General features: G+C 59.7%; 18 protein-coding genes. 11 read left to right on the top strand and 7 right to left on the bottom strand.

The features are described from left to right. The first annotated feature begins 10 nt into the window (after window positions 1-10). The 6 genes from pstB to ACRX4W_RS04510 all read left to right on the top strand — a co-directional run bounded on the left by pstB (window position 11) and on the right by ACRX4W_RS04510 (window position 4,443). Window positions 11-814: a phosphate ABC transporter ATP-binding protein PstB gene (gene pstB, locus ACRX4W_RS04535; protein WP_117776691.1), complete on the top strand. Its 804-nt coding sequence runs from the start codon at window positions 11-13 to the stop codon at window positions 812-814. Between the two features lie 92 nt (window positions 815-906). Beyond that, window positions 907-1,764, top strand: coding sequence for a phosphate signaling complex PhoU family protein (locus ACRX4W_RS04530; RefSeq protein WP_117800724.1), 858 nt, complete (start codon window positions 907-909; stop codon window positions 1,762-1,764). 119 nt (window positions 1,765-1,883) lie between these two features. Continuing rightward, window positions 1,884-2,621, top strand: a complete 738-nt coding sequence (locus ACRX4W_RS04525; RefSeq protein ID WP_124786324.1) for a YggS family pyridoxal phosphate-dependent enzyme — start codon at window positions 1,884-1,886, stop codon at window positions 2,619-2,621. Window positions 2,622-2,681: 60 nt separating this feature from the next. Next, window positions 2,682-3,404 (top strand): cell division protein SepF, encoded by a 723-nt coding sequence (locus ACRX4W_RS04520; protein ID WP_055251691.1) that lies wholly within the window; start codon window positions 2,682-2,684, stop codon window positions 3,402-3,404. A 15-nt stretch (window positions 3,405-3,419) separates the two neighbouring features. Further along, window positions 3,420-3,707, top strand: a complete 288-nt coding sequence (locus tag ACRX4W_RS04515; protein ID WP_164473347.1) for a YggT family protein — start codon at window positions 3,420-3,422, stop codon at window positions 3,705-3,707. Between the two features lie 61 nt (window positions 3,708-3,768). Next, window positions 3,769-4,443 carry a DivIVA domain-containing protein gene (locus tag ACRX4W_RS04510; RefSeq protein WP_006234242.1) on the top strand — a complete coding sequence of 225 codons (675 nt, stop codon included), beginning with the start codon at window positions 3,769-3,771 and terminating at the stop codon, window positions 4,441-4,443. 167 nt (window positions 4,444-4,610) lie between these two features. Here ACRX4W_RS04510 and ACRX4W_RS04505 read toward each other — a convergent pair whose 3' ends face one another. From ACRX4W_RS04505 to ACRX4W_RS04495, 3 genes are all read right to left on the bottom strand, one after another. Beyond that, window positions 4,611-5,141 carry a nitroreductase family protein gene (locus ACRX4W_RS04505; protein WP_161194758.1) on the bottom strand — a complete coding sequence of 177 codons (531 nt, stop codon included), beginning with the start codon at window positions 5,139-5,141 and terminating at the stop codon, window positions 4,611-4,613. A gap of 286 nt (window positions 5,142-5,427) precedes the next feature. After that, window positions 5,428-6,051 (bottom strand): DUF47 domain-containing protein, encoded by a 624-nt coding sequence (locus ACRX4W_RS04500; protein ID WP_161194757.1) that lies wholly within the window; start codon window positions 6,049-6,051, stop codon window positions 5,428-5,430. 67 nt (window positions 6,052-6,118) lie between these two features. Next, the gene (locus ACRX4W_RS04495) at window positions 6,119-7,168 is read right to left on the bottom strand and encodes an inorganic phosphate transporter (protein ID WP_117786663.1); all 1,050 of its coding nucleotides are present in this window, start codon (window positions 7,166-7,168) and stop codon (window positions 6,119-6,121) included. A gap of 249 nt (window positions 7,169-7,417) precedes the next feature. Between ACRX4W_RS04495 and ACRX4W_RS04490 the strand changes: the two genes are divergently transcribed. The 4 genes from ACRX4W_RS04490 (at window position 7,418) to ACRX4W_RS04475 (ending at window position 10,543) form a co-directional block, all read left to right on the top strand. Beyond that, on the top strand, window positions 7,418-7,756 hold the full coding sequence (locus ACRX4W_RS04490) for a hypothetical protein (RefSeq protein ID WP_117854961.1): 339 nt from the start codon (window positions 7,418-7,420) through the stop codon (window positions 7,754-7,756). A 79-nt stretch (window positions 7,757-7,835) separates the two neighbouring features. Continuing rightward, window positions 7,836-8,531 carry a Bax inhibitor-1 family protein gene (locus ACRX4W_RS04485; protein WP_161194714.1) on the top strand — a complete coding sequence of 232 codons (696 nt, stop codon included), beginning with the start codon at window positions 7,836-7,838 and terminating at the stop codon, window positions 8,529-8,531. A 140-nt stretch (window positions 8,532-8,671) separates the two neighbouring features. After that, on the top strand, window positions 8,672-9,805 hold the full coding sequence (locus tag ACRX4W_RS04480) for a TIGR02452 family protein (RefSeq protein WP_124786319.1): 1,134 nt from the start codon (window positions 8,672-8,674) through the stop codon (window positions 9,803-9,805). A gap of 78 nt (window positions 9,806-9,883) precedes the next feature. After that, a complete protein-coding gene (locus ACRX4W_RS04475; protein WP_161194715.1) occupies window positions 9,884-10,543 on the top strand; it encodes an SGNH/GDSL hydrolase family protein in 660 nt (219 codons plus the stop codon). A gap of 252 nt (window positions 10,544-10,795) precedes the next feature. Here ACRX4W_RS04475 and thiD read toward each other — a convergent pair whose 3' ends face one another. Both thiD and thiC read right to left on the bottom strand, forming a co-directional pair. Next, window positions 10,796-11,626 carry a bifunctional hydroxymethylpyrimidine kinase/phosphomethylpyrimidine kinase gene (gene thiD, locus ACRX4W_RS04470; RefSeq protein ID WP_117800350.1) on the bottom strand — a complete coding sequence of 277 codons (831 nt, stop codon included), beginning with the start codon at window positions 11,624-11,626 and terminating at the stop codon, window positions 10,796-10,798. Window positions 11,627-11,804: 178 nt separating this feature from the next. Further along, a complete protein-coding gene (gene thiC / locus ACRX4W_RS04465) occupies window positions 11,805-13,139 on the bottom strand; it encodes a phosphomethylpyrimidine synthase ThiC (RefSeq protein ID WP_117798206.1) in 1,335 nt (444 codons plus the stop codon). 171 nt (window positions 13,140-13,310) lie between these two features. Here thiC and ACRX4W_RS04460 point away from each other — a divergent pair, with 171 nt between their 5' ends. After that, on the top strand, window positions 13,311-13,826 hold the full coding sequence (locus ACRX4W_RS04460) for a hypothetical protein (protein WP_124786317.1): 516 nt from the start codon (window positions 13,311-13,313) through the stop codon (window positions 13,824-13,826). 40 nt (window positions 13,827-13,866) lie between these two features. Here the strand turns inward: ACRX4W_RS04460 and ACRX4W_RS04455 are convergent, their stop codons facing one another. Beyond that, window positions 13,867-14,676 (bottom strand): YaaA family protein, encoded by an 810-nt coding sequence (locus ACRX4W_RS04455; protein WP_117647252.1) that lies wholly within the window; start codon window positions 14,674-14,676, stop codon window positions 13,867-13,869. Window positions 14,677-14,778: 102 nt separating this feature from the next. After that, window positions 14,779-16,176, bottom strand: coding sequence for an aminopeptidase (locus ACRX4W_RS04450; RefSeq protein WP_117655131.1), 1,398 nt, complete (start codon window positions 16,174-16,176; stop codon window positions 14,779-14,781). Between the last annotated feature and the right edge of the window lie 51 nt (window positions 16,177-16,227).

Here is a 16,227-nt window from a genome sequence, read left to right as displayed (position 1 = left end):
AAGGAGTCCCATGTCCGTTTATCAGTCCGCTCCCACGCTGGAGCAAGCGGCCATTACGGCCAAGGATTTCAACTTTTGGTACGGTGACTTTCATGCGCTGACGGGGCTTGACCTCAACATCGCCAAAAACGCCATCACTGCCTTCATTGGCCCTTCGGGCTGCGGCAAGTCGACGTTTTTGCGCTGCATCAACCGCATGAATGATCTGATCGAGGGTACGCGCGTCGAGGGCACCATGACGCTCGACGGCAATGATATCTATGCCGAGGGCGTCGACCCGGTCGACCTCCGTCGTCGCGTGGGCATGATCTTTCAGCAGCCCAACCCGTTTCCCAAATCCATCTACGAGAATGTCGCCTTTGGCCCTCGTCTACAGGGTGTGACTAGCAAAAGCGACCTCGATGACATCGTGGAAGAATCGCTCAAGCGCGCCAACCTCTGGAAAGAGGTATCCAATCAGCTCAACAAGGATGGTTTGGCGCTCTCGGGCGGTCAGCAGCAGCGTCTGTGCATCGCGCGCGTGCTTGCGGTGCAACCCGATGTTCTCCTGATGGACGAGCCCTGCTCCGCCATCGACCCCACGTCCGTCTCTAAGGTCGAGGATCTGATGGCCGAGCTGGCGCCCGAGATGACGATCATCATCGTCACGCATTCAATGCAGCAGGCAGCTCGTATCAGCGACTACACCGCATTCTTCTTGCAGGAAGTTGCCGGCGAGCCCGCCACGCTCATCGAGTATGGTCAAACCGACGCGATCTTCACCAGCCCGGTGGACTCGCGGACGGAAGACTATATCACCGGCCGCTTTGGCTGATCGGTGCGACTAGTCCCAAGCCGATCGGACCTAGTCCGGTGCGTATTCACTGTGCGGGCGGCATGACCGCACCCAACTGATTGGAGTGAACCATGCGCAAACTGTTTTCCCGTCAGCTCGTCGAGGCCCGTCACGAGATGCTGAGCATCTATGAGGCCGTCGATCTGGCCCTCCACGATGCCGTGAAGGCCTATGTGACCGACGACCGCAAGCTCGCCACCAAGACCAAGAAGCGCACGCTTTCGATTGACGCGCGCTGCGCCAACCTGGAGGCCGTCTGCTACAACCTGATCGCCACGCAGTCACCGGTCGCCTCCGACTTCCGCCTGCTTCAGACGATCATCTACGTCGACTTTAACCTGCAGCGCATGACCGATAAGGTCCGTCAGATCTGCCGTGCCACGCGTCATATGATCAAGGCCGACATCTCGCTGCCCAAGGAGCTTGTCGGCACGGTTGAGGCCGAGGCTGAGGCCGTCTACCAGGTGCTAGGCTCGTCGCTTTCTGCGCTCGTCACCAACGACATGTCCATCATTTGCAACCTGGCCGTCGAGGACGAGCCGGTGCACGCCGCCTACGAGAAGTTCTTCCGCACCTTTAACCGTATGGATACGGGCGACTTTATGGACGACGACAGCAACTATGACGACCTGCGCCGCGCCATCATGGTTTCGCGCTACCTCGATCGCATCGCTTCCATTTCCATCGATGCCGCTTGCCGTCTGACCTTCCTGTTGACTGGTCAGCGTATGAACGCCGGCGATATCGCCCGTGTGGACGAGGATGAGCTCGAGAGCATGCGCGTGCCTTCGGGCGAGGGTGTTATCATGAGGCCCGCCGTCGACGCGCGTTACGTTGCCAAGGTGCCCGCCAACGAGGTCAGCGAGGGTCTTCGCTACCTGCTCGATCATCTTGAGGACGAGGACGATGGCGAGGACGACGAGGAGTAAGTAGCCCCGTTCGTCGAAAGATTGTAAATACCTAAGTGAGCGCGGCCTTGCACATGCGGGGCCGCGCTCTTGCGTTAGCATGGGACTACTTGTTTGGCTGTCAGCGGAGGCGATTGGCAATGGATAACTATTTGGATTTGATGCGCGCTCGCCGCGAGCAGATTCTGGAACGTTTTTATGCGGCGCTCGATCGCGCGGGCCGCCCCCACGACGCCGCGCGCCTCATTGCCGTGTCCAAGACCGTTGGTGTCGATGAGACTGTTGCTGCCATCCAGGCGGGGTATCGCCATTTTGCCGAGAACCGCCCGCAGGAGCTGGTTCGCAAGCTCACGGGTCTGGCGGAGCATCAGGAGCTGCCCGAGGTGCGCTTCGATATGATCGGCAACCTGCAGACCAATAAGATCAATGCGGTGCTGGGCTCAGCCGAGCTGATTCACTCGGTGGGTTCGCTGCATCTGGCACAGGCGATCTCGAGCCGTGCTGTCCGCAAGATTGAGGCAGGCGAGCTCGCCGGCCCCCAGCGTGTGCTCATCGAGGTCAATGTGAGTGGTGAGGAGTCGAAGGGAGGCTTTTCGCCCGATGAGATTCGCGCCGCCGCGGGTGAGCTTGCGGAACTTGAGGGAATTTGCGTACAGGGGCTTATGACTATGGCGCCCCGGGGGAATAAGGATGTGGCACGCCGCACCTTTGCGGGGCTTCGTGAGCTGAGGGATGAGCTGGAGGCGGCGCATCCCGATTTGAACCTGCCTGAGCTTTCCTGCGGCATGAGCGAGGACTTTGAGCCTGCCCTTGAGGAGGGCTCTACGCTCGTTCGCCTGGGCAGGGTAGTATTTAGCCCGGAGTTTGCAGTAAAATAAGGCTCTGAAGTGCGCACTGATTATCGGGGCGCCTGCACTAAACCGCGAGAGGACACAACCATGGGCTTCCTTGACGAGATTAAAAATAAGATGCACCTGGGCGGCCAGCAGGGTTACGACCAGGGTTATGGCCAGGACGACGACTACGGCTACGATGACGGCTATGACGATAGTTATCAGGGCAACGGCTACAGCGGTGCTTCGGGCGAGGGCTTCTACACCCAAGACGAGCCGAGCAACGGCCTGCTTGGTCAGACGCGCCGCGGTGAAGCTGAGTCGGTTGCCGTGTATACGCGCTCCGGTCAGCTGGTCGGCGATGACTCCCGCCATGCCACGACGTATAACCCGCCTTCGCGCTCGCAGGACAGCGTTGCGAGCGGTTATCGTCCTGGTGCCTATGACACGCCGTCGAGCTACGCCGAGAACACCCGCGCCCGTGCCGCCGCTGCACCCGCGCCTGCACCGAGCGATGCCTCGGCCTATGCGAGCAATATCATCAACGCCACGCCGCAGCTGCCGGCCTATGTCCTGCGCCCCGAGAGCTATGACGACGTGGAGACCGTGGTGCGCCGCGTTCGCACCAAGCAGCCTGTCGCACTGATTTTTGTTGGCGTTCGCACCGAGGTCGCCAAGCGCGTCCTGGACTTTAGCTATGGCTTTGCCTGTGGCCTGGGCGCCACGGTCAAAGAAGTGGGCGATCGCGTATTCATGGTGCTGCCCGCCGGCTGCGAGGTTAAGGATTCGGACCTCAAGAAGCTTCGTGCCGACGGCTACCTTAAGTAAACCCAAGACGAGGAGATTCTCATCAACATCTACACCATTGTCCAGCTGGTCAACACGCTGTTCAACTTCTACTCCACGCTCATCGTGGTCTATTGCTTTATGACGTGGATTCCCATGAAGCAGGGCGGCCTGCTGCAGGATATCGCTGCAGTGCTCGATAGCGTCTGCGGCCCGTGGCTCAACCTCTTTCGTCGGTTTATCCCGCCGATGGGCGGCGTTGATTTTTCGCCGGTCGTTGCGATTATTGCGTTGCAGTTGGTGCAGAGGCTGATTCTGCAGCTTCTTATAGGTATACTCGTATAGAACTGACTTAGTAACTTACGTCGGGCGTGTAGCGCCGAGGCGATGAAAAAGGAGACTTGTTATGGCTATTACCCCTGCAGACATCCAGGCTCAGACTTTCTCTGAGGCCAAGCGTGGCTACGATCCTGCCGAGGTCGACGTCTTCTTGGAGACGCTGTCCTCCGAGGTTGACGCTATGCTTGCCAAGATCGTTGATCTTAAGGGTCGCCTGACCGCCACCGAGCAGCAGCTTGCCGACGCGCAGGCTCAGCTTGCCCAGGCTCAGGATGCCACCGCCCAGGCCGTTCCTGCCGCCCCCGTGGCTGCTCCCGCCCCTGACTTCTCCGCTCAGGAGCGTCAGATTTCCGCTGCTCTGATCGCTGCCCAGCAGACCGCTGAGACCATCGTCAACGATGCCAACGAGAATGCTGAGCGTATCCGCAACGAGGCTGACGCCAAGGCCCGCGAGGTTATCCGCCAGGCCCTGACCGAAAAACAGGCCGAGCTCGAGGAAATCGATCGTCTTAAGGCTTCCCGCGAGGAGTTCAAGGCCGAGTACCTCAAGCTCATCCAGCACTTCATGGATGATGCCCAGAACTCCTTCCCGGCCGACCTCATGGCCTCCACGCCGGTCGGTTCTGCCGCTTCTCCTGCGGTGACTGTTCCCGCCGAGCCGCTGCCCGTCGCTGACCCGGTTGTCCCCGTGGCCGATCCTTTCGCCCCGATCGACAACTTTGCCGCCGACGACCTGGACTAACATTCGGCCTACAATTTAGTGCCTAGAAAGGACCCGCAGCTTGCGGGTCCTTTTTTATGACTGTGCCGGGGTGCGTAACATAAAAAACCGAGCCCTGCACATAGTGGCGCAGAACTCGGCGAACGGGTGAGCGGTCAAGGGTAGGTTTTAAGGCATGTCCCAATAATCTACTTGAGGAGGAAGTTGGAGAGGGGAATGGTGCGGGCCTCGCGATGCTCGGGATCGGCGATGTGGTCGGCGGGATAGCCACAGACGAGCATGTGATAGGGATAGACGCCCTCGGGCAGGTTGAACTGCTCGCGGGCTAGCTCGGGCTTAAAATGGCATACCCAGCACGTTCCCAGACCTTGCTCCTCGGCCTCCATCATCATCTGATCGCAAACAATCGAGGTGTCGATGGCACTCGAGTTCATCTGGTCATAGGGGCGAACCCAAGCGTCGCCGGTAACGCTGCAAATAAGGAAGACAAGCGGAGCCCCAAAGATGGACCCATCACGAGCAAACCGAGGCTGACAAGCAGCAGCCTTCTCCAACAGCTCAGGCGTATCCAGCACCATCACACGGGCTGGATGATTATTACAAGCAGAAGGAGCAATACGCCCAGCCTCAACAATGGCATCCACAACAGTTTGCTCAACAGAACGATTCTCAAACTCGCGACAAGAATACCGAGACCGAGCCAGATCCAAATAAGACATACAAGCCCTCCAACAATTAAAAATCAAACAAACCCAAAGTAACCCAAACAGTACCCAAAGCAGCAATCAGCCAAACGCTCATCAAGGGCCAAAGTGTCCGAACGGGTACCAAAGGTCCCTTCAGCCAAACCCCCGTCGCGCTAAATCTATCAGCCAAAGTTCCCAATGGTGGTGCATAAGGGAGCGGGCCCGGCCACTAATAACCTTTTGAACGACTCTGCTTGCAGCCGGAGTGAAAAAGGTTATTAGTGGCCGGGCCCGCGACCGGTGGGACATGTACCCCCAATTAACTGTTCTTCATGACAATCGAATCCACGACATCGGCCACATTCTCGCAGCAGTCGGCGCAGTACTCCAGAAAGGCGTACACGTCACGCCAAGCGATGACCTCGAGCGGGTCCTTGCCGTTAACGTGCAGGTTACGCATGGCGTTGATGTAGAGTTCGTCTGCCTCGGACTCGATGGTGTTGATCTGGATGACGAGCTCGCGCAGCGTTTTGGACTTGCGGTAGTTGGGAAGCTCGACCATAAGGTCCTTCATGGCGCGGCAGGCATCGGTTACCTTGTGGGCGATGACGATGGCGTCGGGATGGATGCTCTGAATGTTGGTGAAGTAGACGCGCTGCACGACGCCCTCGATGCGGTCGAGCACGGTGTCGAGTGAGCAGCTCATCAGATCCAGATCCTCGCGTTCGAGCGGGGTGATAAAGGCGGTGAGCAAGGCGTCTTCGAGCTCATGGTGCTTCTTGTCTGCCGCATGCTCAATCGCGTGCATCTCCTCGAGCATGTCGTGGATCTGCGCGGGGTCAAAGTTCTCAAAAATCTTGGTGAGCAGCTCGGCGGCCTGGACGGCAAGGTCGGCGCAGGCGACGTAGTTGTCAAAGTAGAACGAATCGGGTTTCTTTGCCATGAGTGGGTCCTTTCGAGGCGAAGACGGGTGGGCGAAGTTTTGCGGTCCGGATGGACGCTCGGTGTGGCTAGAGGAACATCATGAACAGCTTGGCCATGACAAAGCTGATGAGTCCGCAGGCGGGGAAGGTGAAGAACCAGGTGAACATCATGTCCTTGACCACGCCGAAGTTGATAGCCGAAAGGCGCTTGACGGCACCGACGCCCATGATGGCGCAGGTCTTGATGTGGGTGGAGGACACGGGGATGCCGGTAAGGGTGGCAAGCAGCAGGTTTGCGGCGCCCGCGAGGTCGGCGGAGAAGCCCTGGTACTTTTCGAGCTTGACCATGCTCTGGCCGACGGACTTGATGATGCGCTCGCCGCCCACACTGGTGCCGATGCCCATGGTGGCCGAGCACAGCAGCATGATCCAGATGGGGATGCCGGCGTCGCCGACGCTAGTCTGGCCGTTGGCGAAGGCGACACCTAAAAAGAGCACGCCGATGAACTTCTGTCCATCCTGCGCGCCGTGCATAAAGCTCATGGCCGCAGCACTCGCGATCTGAGCGTATTTAAAGAAGACATTGGCACGTCGCCTGTTGGCGGCGGCGAAAAGAATCGAGACGAGTTTGCACAGGATCCAGCCCATGACAAAGCCCAGACCGATGGAGAGCGCCAGGCCGTAGATGACCTTCATCCACTCGTGGACGTTGACGCTGTTCGCGCCGCCGAGGGCGATGGCAGCACCGGTCAGGCCGGCGATAAGGCTGTGGCTTTGCGAGGTGGGGATGCCAAAACGCGACGCTGTGGCGCCGTAGACGACGATGGAGAAGAGCGCCGCGCAGAGGCACGCGAGTGCCATGGTGCTGTTTCCGCCAAAGTCGACGATATGTGAGATGGTGTTGGCGACGCTCGCGTTAAAGTGCGTCATGATGAGCACGCCCAAGAAGTTGAATGCGGCGCTCATGAGGATGGCGGCGCGGGCGGGCATGCAGCGCGTGGTGACGCAGGTCGCGATGGCGTTGGGCGCGTCGGTCCATCCGTTGACGAAGATGGCGCCGAGCGCGAGGATCACGGTGACGGCAAGGACTGGGTTCGACACAAGCTGGCCGAGGAAGGTTGAGAACGTTACGTCCATATATGGGCTTTCTCGATATTTGCAGACTCGTTACAAAAACATGATAAATCGTATCACCTCCTGCGGGTTTCTTTACGGAGTTCTGATGGGAGAAGTGAATTTTTTGGTACTAACATTGAATATTAGCCCTGTTGACCGTGGTCGTTCTTTTTGCTAACACGCCATACGGACGCGTGCGTTCGCTCCGACACTCCAAAACCACAGTCTGTTCGCTTTACAACATGCAAACATGCGTTCGATAATAGGGCCATGGAATATCGACAGACAGACGGCAAAACTCGGCGCGTGCACAAGCAGTATGTGGACGTCGTGGCTCGCATTCTCGCGGGCGGACAGGTTGTGCCGGTTACCGTCTGCTGGGTTGACGGTCGCTGCTTTACGATTGACGAGATTGTCTCGTCCACCGGTTTTGGCCTGACGGTTCACGGCATTCGTACGGCAACCTATAAGGTACGTTTTGGCGGACATGCGACCGAGTTGTATCTAGAGGACCAAACGCGTGAGCGGGCGGACGGCTCGCAGGCGCACGTGATGCGTTGGTGGGTCTGGGCTTTTGATCGTACGCTCGAGGGCGAGCGCCGCAGGTAAGAGCGCGCGGCATTCGGGTACAATGGCAGGAATCTTGTCACCTACGGCGCTGTTGTGGCGCTTTTTGAAAGGACGAAGTATGAACGATATCCAGGGCTATCAGAACGGCCCCGTCGAGACCGGCGCAAGTCGCGCCAAGGAGATGTCGCCGCGCGCGTACAATCTCGCCATATCTGCCCTGATCTTCTTGGGCTTTTGCGCCATGGGTGCCGGCGCCTACTTTACGAGCACCATGTCGTTTGCGCGCATGATGATGAGCGGCGCCGCCCTGCCACTGGTCTTTGGCTCGTTTATTTTAACCATCGTCGGCATGGTCATGATGTCGGCTGCTGCGGGCAAGCAGTCCGTGGGTCTGTCCCTTGTGGGCTACGTAATCTTTGCGAGTACCTTTGGCCTGACGGCGTCGTTTGGTCTTGCCAACTACGACCTGCCTACCATTAACACCGCCTTTATCGCCACGGCCGCCATCACCTTTGTCTTTGGTGCGCTGGGCGTGACGTTCCCCAAGTTTTTCCAGCGCGTATATGGCATCGGCTTTGGCGTTCTGCTCGCCACTATTCTGGTTGAGATCGTGCTGATGTTCATGGGCGTCTCGCAGACCATCACCGACCTGATCGTGATCGTGGTGTTCGCCGGCTTCATCGGCTACGACACCTATGTGGCAACGACGGTGCCGCCCACGCTGCCCAACGCCGTGCTCATGGCATCCAACCTGTTCGTGGACATCATCAACGTGTTCCTGCGCATTCTGAACATCCTCGGCCGTCGCGATTAAAGCGCGGCATTGCGATGCTTCCTGCTGGACACGGTAAAACGATGCGAAAGGCGGTCCTTCGGGGCCGTCTTTTTTGTGCGCGGCGGGGTATCATGGATGGGAAAAGCCGATAGCGGCAGCGACAGGAAAGGTGGCCACGTATGGCAGACGTCGACAACAGGAACCGTAACCGCAGGTCCAACCGAGCGGGTCAGCCCAATCCCAAGCGCGAGGCCCGTGCCAAGGCCGCCGAGCGTCACGTGGCAACTGTGTCCGAAGCGTGCGCCAAGGATATCGAGCGTTCGCTTGCCGGTGTTCGCGAGTTTGACGGTATGCCTGCCGGCTTTGTCGCGGCGATGAAGGCCAAGGTTCAGAGTGCTGTGGCTCCCGAAGAGCAGGTCGCCGAGGACGTCGAGAACGCGGAGACTGCCGAGGTCGAGGCGGCGCCCGAGACCGAGGCGGCGCCCGAGCCCGTCGAGGAGCCTGCCGAGGAAATCGCCGAAGCTGAGTCCGCGCCTGCTGAGGAGCCCGCTCCGGTCCTGCCCGAGGTCACTGTGCTTGATGCCTCCGCCACGCAGGCAATCCTCGATAACGGTCGCGGCTATGCGCAGTTCTGCGACATGGCCGTGCTCGCCTTTGCCTCGTTTACCAATCCGGGCGGTGGATATATTCAGGGTTATCTGGGCCAGGAGGCCACGCTGTGCGCCGATTCGTATCTGTACAACGTTCTCGATAGGCAGCGTAAGTGGTACGGCGAGAACCGTCGCCGCAACATCAACTGCGAGCTCTATCGTAACCGTGCCCTAGTGGTGCCTGCGGTGCGCTTCGACCGCAACCACGTGCATGCATACGCCGACGTGATCGTGGCCGCCGCGCCCAACGTTAAGCGCGCCCGCCAGGAGTATCGCGTGAGCGACGATGCTCTGCTGGATGCCCTGCGCGACCGCATTCGCTTTGTGCTCGCCATCTGCGACGAGTTGGGTCGCGAGAAGCTCGTGCTGGGCGCATGGGGCTGCGACAACAACGGCTTTGATGCCGAGGCCGTGGCCGAGCTCTTCCGCAAGGAGCTCGCATCGGGCGACTTCAAGGTCAAGCAGGTCTTCTTTGCCGTGCCCTCTACGCGCTGGGACGAGGACTTCGCCAAATTCGAGCACGTGCTGGCAAACTTCCCCGAGCGAAACGAGGAGTCCTATGCTCAGGTTGCCGCCCGCGCCGCAGCCGCCCGTGCCGCCGAGCAGGCTCAGGCCGCTGCCGAGGATGACGAGGATGACGACGACTGGCGCAAGTACCTGTAAACGGTGCTCGTGATGCGATATACCGAGCCGACGGGAGAGGCTGCTCCTGTCGGCTTTTTATTGAGTGGGGAGCTTACGATGAAAAACGTTCTGTGCTTTGGTGACAGCAACACCTATGGTTACGATCCGACGGGCATGCGCGACGGTACCGCGGTGCGCTATGCGCAGGATGTGCGCTGGTGTGGCGTGGTCCAACGTGACTTAGGCGAGGGCTGGCATGTAATTGAAGAAGGCCTCAACGGCCGCACGACGGTACGCGACGACATGTGCCATCTGGACACTAACCTCAACGGCATTCGCGCGCTTCCGATGCTGCTCGAGGCTCATAAGCCGCTGGACGCCATTGTGATCATGCTGGGCACCAACGACTGTAAGACGGTCTTTAACGTGACAGCTTCCGATATCGCCCGTGGCGCCATGGCGCTGATTCGCGCCGTCCGCGCGTTTCCGTGGACCGACGCTGCGCCTTGCCCGCGCATCCTGCTGATGGCTCCTATCAAGATCAAGCCGCAGATCGCCGATGTATATATGACCGATTTTGACGAGCGTTCCGTCGAGGCATCTGAACATTTTGGCGAGTACTATGCGCACGTGGCCGAGCAGTTTGGCTGCGACTTTTTGAATGCCGCCGAGTTTGCCGAGCCGGGCGATATCGACTATCTGCATATGATGCCCGAAAGCCACGAGAGCTTGGGACATGCCGTGGCAGCCAAGCTCAAAGAGATGCTCGGTGAGTAGCACGGCCCCAAACCACCACAGAGTTCCCCTTGCGGGGGCTTGTTTCGTTTGTTTGTCTTGATCTGTAACAGTTCCAAGGCCGAAAACGGGCTAGATGTTACAGATTAAGATTATTTAGGTCGATATCGATTGTTTGTCTTGATCTGTAACATCTAGGGTCGATTTTGCCGAGTTACTGTTACAGATCGAGATGTTTGTGGGAGCCACCGCAAAGGTGCCTGTCCCCTTTGCGGCGGTTTTGGGCTGCGAATCTTAATATTGCCACATGTGGTTGACGGGGCCGGAGCCTTTGCCCATGTTCAGGCCGGCGGCCAGAGCGCCTGTCAGGTATGCCTTGCCGGCGTTGACGGCATCGGCAAGATCCATGCCCTGGGCCAGCGCGCAGGCGATGGCGGACGAAAGCGTGCAGCCGGTGCCGTGTGTGTTGTCGGTCTCGATGCGCTTGTGGCGGAACCACGTGGTGAGCGGATCGCCCAGATGGTTGCCCTCGTCATCGAGTGGCGCGGGTTCGGCCAATACATCGTTGGCCTCGTTGACAAGATGCCCACCCTTAACGAGGGATGCGCAACCAAAGCGGCGGGTGAGGAGCATGGCAGCATTTTGCTGTGTGCGCTCGGAGTCGACCTCGTAGTCAAGCAGGGCCATGGCCTCGGGAATATTGGGCGTGATGACGGTTGCTAGTGGGAACAGGCGGCGGGTGAGCGCCTCGGCGGCATCTTCGGCAATCAGCCGTGCGCCCGAGGTGGCTACCATGACGGGGTCGACGACCACGTTTGTCGCGTTCCAGGCGCTCAGGCGGTCGGCGATAACCTCGATAATTTCGGCAGAGGAAACCATGCCGATCTTGACGGCGCTGGGGCGGATATCGTCAAATACGGCGTCGATCTGCGCAGCGACGATATCAGGGGAGATATTCTGCACGGCGGTGACACCGAGCGTGTTTTGTGCGGTGATGGCGGTGATGGCCGTCTCGGCATACAGGCGGTGCGCCGTGATGGTCTTGATGTCGGCCTGAATGCCGGCGCCGCCGCTGGAATCGGATCCTGCGATGGATAGAACGGCAGGTACCTTACTGCGATCCATGTTCGCTCCCTTGTTCGGTCGGAATCAAATGGGTCTTTAAGCCAGCATTATAAAGATGCCCGGGCCGGCTCTATGACGAACCCGGGCGAGCGATGCAATCTTTACGCAAATGTAAGCAAATGTTCACACGTCAACAATTGACGAACACCATGTTACCGATTGTGGCTCCGGTGACGAGTTAGTCCTCCATGCCGAGGTCGATCGTCGTGCCTTCGAACACCTTGTTAACGGTGCGGACGGCGCACATCTTGCCGCACATGGTGCAGGTGCCCTCGGTGGCGGCGGGGGATTCTTCGTAGCGTTTCTTGCCGGTGACCGGGTCGAGAGCACACTTCCACATGGCATCCCAGTCGAGCTTGCGGCGTGCCTGGCCCATCTTGTCGTCCATGTCGCGGGCGTGCGGCACCTTCTTGGCGATATCGGCGGCGTGCGCGGCGATCTTGGTGGCCATGAGGCCGTCGAGCACGTCCTTGGCGTCGGGCAGGCACAGGTGCTCGGCGGGCGTCACGTAGCACAGGAAGTCGGCACCGGAGCTGGCGGAGATGGCGCCGCCGATGGCGGCGGTGATGTGGTCGTAACCCACGCCGATATCGGTCACCAGCGGCCCGAGCACATAGAACGGGGCATTGTGGCACAGGCGCTTCTGCAGTTTCATGTTGGCGGCGATCTCGTCGAGCGCCATGTGACCCGGGCCCTCGACCATGACCTGGACGCCGGCGGCCCAAGCGCGCTTGCACAGCTTGCCCAGCTCGATCATCTCGGCGGTCTCGGTGGCATCGTTGGAGTCGTAGAGGCAGCCCGGGCGGCAGGAGTCGCCGAGCGAAATCGTCACGTCGTACTCGTGGCAAATCTCGAGCAGCTCGTCAAAGTACTCGTAGAAGGGGTTTTCGTTGCCGGTGACCTCCATCCAGCCAAACAGCAGCGAGCCGCCGCGGCTCACGATGTTCATCAAGCGGCCGGTCTCCTTAAAGGTCTTGGTGACCGACTTGTTGATGCCGCAGTGGATGGTCATAAAGTCCACGCCGTCCTCGGCGTGCGCGCGCACGACCTCGAACAGGTCATCCTTGGTCAGCTTGACCAGCGGCTTTTCCATATAGCCGATGGCGTCGTACATGGGGACGGTGCCCACCATGAGCGGTGTCTCGTCGATGAGCTGCTGGCGGAACTGGCGCGTCTTGCCCGAGTTGGAAAGGTCCATGATGGCGTCGGCGCCAAAGTCCTCGGCGATCTTGACCTTCTTCCATTCCTCGGCGGCATCGGCCTTGTCGCCCGAGATGCCCAGGTTGACGTTGACCTTGGTGGACAGACCCTCGCCGACACCAAAGGCGCGCATGCCCTTTTTGATATGCACGATGTTGGCGGGAATGGCGATGCGGCCGTCGGCCACGCGCTCGCGGATGTACTCGGGGTCGCGATGCTCGCGCTCGGCAACCTCCTTCATCTGCGGTGTGATCTGCCCGGCGCGGGCGAAGTCGATTTGCGTGACGAGCTTGGGCTCGGTCTGTGTGCTCATTGGCACGGCTCCCTTCGTTGGCATTACCCATATCAGGTTTGCGGGTCAGGGCGGGCGCGCCCAATCTCAGCCTGCCGTCTTGTCCTGCAAGCTCCCCGTTTATGTAATGGGCTCAAGTATAGCTCGAATGGGTACGATTGGCCTAACGAGCGTGCCTGTGGGGAGGCGAACATGGAAGACAAGCATCTATATCGAGAGACGCAATGGGATGTATCGGCCGAGGAAAGCCGTGCGCACCATGGCCTTGTCGCGATTGGTTTTGCGGTGCTTGCCGTGCTGGTGATTGCCTTTTGTATCTGGACGTTTGGCGGTCACGGCGGCGCTGCATGGGAGTTCGAGGCCGACGATGCCCTGCCGATCATGACAGTGAAGGTTACGGGCGGCAATACCGTTGCCGCGCCGGGCGACTATTGGTATTCGCGCGATGGATTTGTCCAGCTTCAGCTGAGCGGTGGGTCTATTCCTGGTGAGGAAATCGAACGCGTGACGTATGATGCGGCGCTCAAAACGCTGACGGTGAAGCTCAAGAATCAGGGCGACGTGCCTACGACTATGGATATCGCGCTGACGGAATGGCGCTTGGAGCCCCCATCGGGTGTTGCGGTGTCCGAGGTAGAGCACGTTAAGATTACCTACCAAGATGGCTCGACAAACGAAGTTGCCAAAGCCGACGGCTTGGCGGAATAGACGCCGTGCCTAGGCAGCACATTCAAAAGTAGCGGTGGTCCTACAAGGTCTGTTCGTTCAGGAAGACCAAAGTGTTCTTATTTGAAAGCTCGGGAAAGTGACGATAACCAACGTCAAACGCGGTGAGCCCGCTTACATCCTCGAGCTTGTTTTCTGCCATCCAGCGCACCATGGAACCACGTGCCTTTTTGCTGGCGGTCGAGCGCTGGATGGGCTTGCCGTTGCGGATGCCTTCGCCAAAGAGGCACGTGACGACCGTGGCGTCGCCCGCGAGATGGGGCAGAACGGCTTTGGCGTACTCTACGCTGGCGAGGTTGACGATCGTGGTGTTTGAGCCTGCCGGGGCGATAGCCCGCGCGAGCTTGTCGCTCCAAAACGCATAGAGGTCTCGGGCATCGTCAACGGCGAGCTTCGCGCCCATCTCCAGCCGATATGGTTCGACGGCATGAAAGGGGCGAACGCACCCGTAGAGGCCAGAGAGGATCCACAGGTGGCTTTGCAGCCATGCGAGCTGCGCGGAATCCATCACCTCGGGCGCCATGCTCTGGTATTGAATGCCGTGGTAGGACATGACGGCAGGGGAGAGGTGACAGGCGAGTGCGGGATTGTCGAGATCGCCGTTTTTCAGGATGGGCCCGAACTCATGCAGGGTGTTGAGGCAAGGCCCCAGCAGTTTGTCACTCACGTTCCATAGCGCCTGCAGGCTGTCGCTGCCTTCATTCCGCTCGATATCTAGCAGTGCGCGGTGGAGGCGAGCCGTCTCGCGCGCAAAGGGTGGAATGCCCAGGACTTCAAAAGCATCTTGGGCCGCGCGCATCTGCTTGGCGGGCGAAATGACGACCTGCAGCATGGACTCTCCTCTGCCAAAAAGGAAGTTGCGGTGGAATCGGTCTGTTTTGGCCGTTTATGGGCCAGTTTAGTCTGTATTTCACCGCAACTGATGAAGGGTTGGTTACGCGCGCTCGATGAAGGCCTTGTAGCCGCGATAGGCCTCGTAGATATCGGCCTTGTTAGCGACCTCCCACAGGGCGTGCATGGACAGGACGGCAACGCCAGAGTCGATGACGTTCATGCCGTACTTAGCCATGATGTATGCGATGGTGCCGCCGCCGCCCGCGTTGACGCGACCAAGCTCGCAGGTCTGGAAGTCCACGCCGGCCTCGTCCATGATGTCGCGGATGAGGGCCACATACTCGGCGTCGGCGTCGTTAGAGCCGCCCTTGCCGCGGCTGCCCGTGTACTTGTTAAAGCACAGGCCGCGACCCATAAAGGCTGCGTTCTTGGTTTCGAACTTGCCGGCGTAGCCCGGGTCGAAGCCGGCGGACACGTCGGAGGAGAGCATGCGGCTGCGGGCGAGCGCGCGGCGCAGGGCCAGCGGGCTATCCTCGCCGGCGAGCGTCATGATCTCGGCGACGGTGTTCTCGAAGAAGCGGCTCGTCATGCCGGTGGCACCTACGGAACCGATCTCCTCCTTGTCGACGATGAGTGTGATGCTCGTGCGCTCCACGTTGGCGACGTTGATCTGGGCGAGCATGGACGGATAGGCGCAGACACGGTCGTCGTGGCCATAGCCCAGAATCATGGAGCGGTCGAGGCCCATGTCACGGGCGGGGCCGGCGGGCACGACCTCGATCTCGGCGGAGAGGAAGTCCTCCTCCTCGACGTCGTACTGCTCCTTGAGGATATCCAGGAACATCTGCTTGACGGGCTCCTTGGGGGCATCCTTGTCGTCCTCGTCAAACTTGACGGGGCGGCCGCCCACGATCACGTCGAGGATCTCGGCGTCGACGGCGTCCTTGGCGGGCTTGGCCATCTGCTCGCTCGAGAGGTGGATCAGCAGGTCGGAGATGGTAAAGACCGGGTCGTCGGCCTTGTCACCGATGTTGATGTCGACGGTGGTGCCGTCCTTTTTGCAGATGACGCCCACGAGTGCGAGCGGGGAAGCGACCCAGTGGTAGCTCTTGACGCCGCCATAGTAGTGCGTGTCGAGATAAGCCATGTCGCCGGCCTCGAAGGCGGGGTTCTGCTTGAGGTCCAGGCGCGGCGAGTCCACGTGGGCGCCCAGGATGTTAAAGCCCTGCTCGAGCGGGGCGGTGCCCAGGTTGACGAGCATGAGGTCCTTGCCGTGGTTGGCGGCGTACACCTTGTCGCCGGCCTTGAGCGCGCGGCCCTCGGCGATCACGGTCTCCAGATTGACGTAGCCCGCCTCCTCGGCCATCTTGATACCGGCCTTGACGCACAGGCGCTCGGTCTTGTTCTCACTCAAAAACTGCTTATAGCCGCGGCAAAGCTCCTCGAGCTCCTCGATCTGCTGTGGCGTGTACTTTTTCCATGCGCTGGGACGCTCCATGACGCAGGCTCCTTTCGGATCGATCGTGCTGGTTGATGTACCGTGAGCCAT

Source organism: Collinsella aerofaciens (genome assembly GCF_964283865.1).
In the GTDB taxonomy this organism is placed as follows: domain Bacteria; phylum Actinomycetota; class Coriobacteriia; order Coriobacteriales; family Coriobacteriaceae; genus Collinsella.
Note: the sequence above shows the minus strand (reverse complement) of the source record. Positions and strands in the feature narration are given on the sequence as shown.

Excerpts from the sequence above, each read along its gene's own strand:
- pstB (WP_117776691.1), top strand. The coding sequence starts at position 11 with ATGTCCGTTTATCAGTCCGCTCCCACGCTGGAGCAAGCGGCCATTACG.
- ACRX4W_RS04530 (WP_117800724.1), top strand. The coding sequence starts at position 907 with ATGCGCAAACTGTTTTCCCGTCAGCTCGTCGAGGCCCGTCACGAGATG.
- ACRX4W_RS04525 (WP_124786324.1), top strand. The coding sequence starts at position 1,884 with ATGGATAACTATTTGGATTTGATGCGCGCTCGCCGCGAGCAGATTCTG.
- ACRX4W_RS04520 (WP_055251691.1), top strand. The coding sequence starts at position 2,682 with ATGGGCTTCCTTGACGAGATTAAAAATAAGATGCACCTGGGCGGCCAG.
- ACRX4W_RS04510 (WP_006234242.1), top strand. The coding sequence starts at position 3,769 with ATGGCTATTACCCCTGCAGACATCCAGGCTCAGACTTTCTCTGAGGCC.
- ACRX4W_RS04505 (WP_161194758.1), bottom strand. The coding sequence starts at position 5,141 with ATGTCTTATTTGGATCTGGCTCGGTCTCGGTATTCTTGTCGCGAGTTT.
- ACRX4W_RS04500 (WP_161194757.1), bottom strand. The coding sequence starts at position 6,051 with ATGGCAAAGAAACCCGATTCGTTCTACTTTGACAACTACGTCGCCTGC.
- ACRX4W_RS04495 (WP_117786663.1), bottom strand. The coding sequence starts at position 7,168 with ATGGACGTAACGTTCTCAACCTTCCTCGGCCAGCTTGTGTCGAACCCA.
- ACRX4W_RS04490 (WP_117854961.1), top strand. The coding sequence starts at position 7,418 with ATGGAATATCGACAGACAGACGGCAAAACTCGGCGCGTGCACAAGCAG.
- ACRX4W_RS04485 (WP_161194714.1), top strand. The coding sequence starts at position 7,836 with ATGAACGATATCCAGGGCTATCAGAACGGCCCCGTCGAGACCGGCGCA.
- ACRX4W_RS04480 (WP_124786319.1), top strand. The coding sequence starts at position 8,672 with ATGGCAGACGTCGACAACAGGAACCGTAACCGCAGGTCCAACCGAGCG.
- ACRX4W_RS04475 (WP_161194715.1), top strand. The coding sequence starts at position 9,884 with ATGAAAAACGTTCTGTGCTTTGGTGACAGCAACACCTATGGTTACGAT.
- thiD (WP_117800350.1), bottom strand. The coding sequence starts at position 11,626 with ATGGATCGCAGTAAGGTACCTGCCGTTCTATCCATCGCAGGATCCGAT.
- thiC (WP_117798206.1), bottom strand. The coding sequence starts at position 13,139 with ATGAGCACACAGACCGAGCCCAAGCTCGTCACGCAAATCGACTTCGCC.
- ACRX4W_RS04460 (WP_124786317.1), top strand. The coding sequence starts at position 13,311 with ATGGAAGACAAGCATCTATATCGAGAGACGCAATGGGATGTATCGGCC.
- ACRX4W_RS04455 (WP_117647252.1), bottom strand. The coding sequence starts at position 14,676 with ATGCTGCAGGTCGTCATTTCGCCCGCCAAGCAGATGCGCGCGGCCCAA.
- ACRX4W_RS04450 (WP_117655131.1), bottom strand. The coding sequence starts at position 16,176 with ATGGAGCGTCCCAGCGCATGGAAAAAGTACACGCCACAGCAGATCGAG.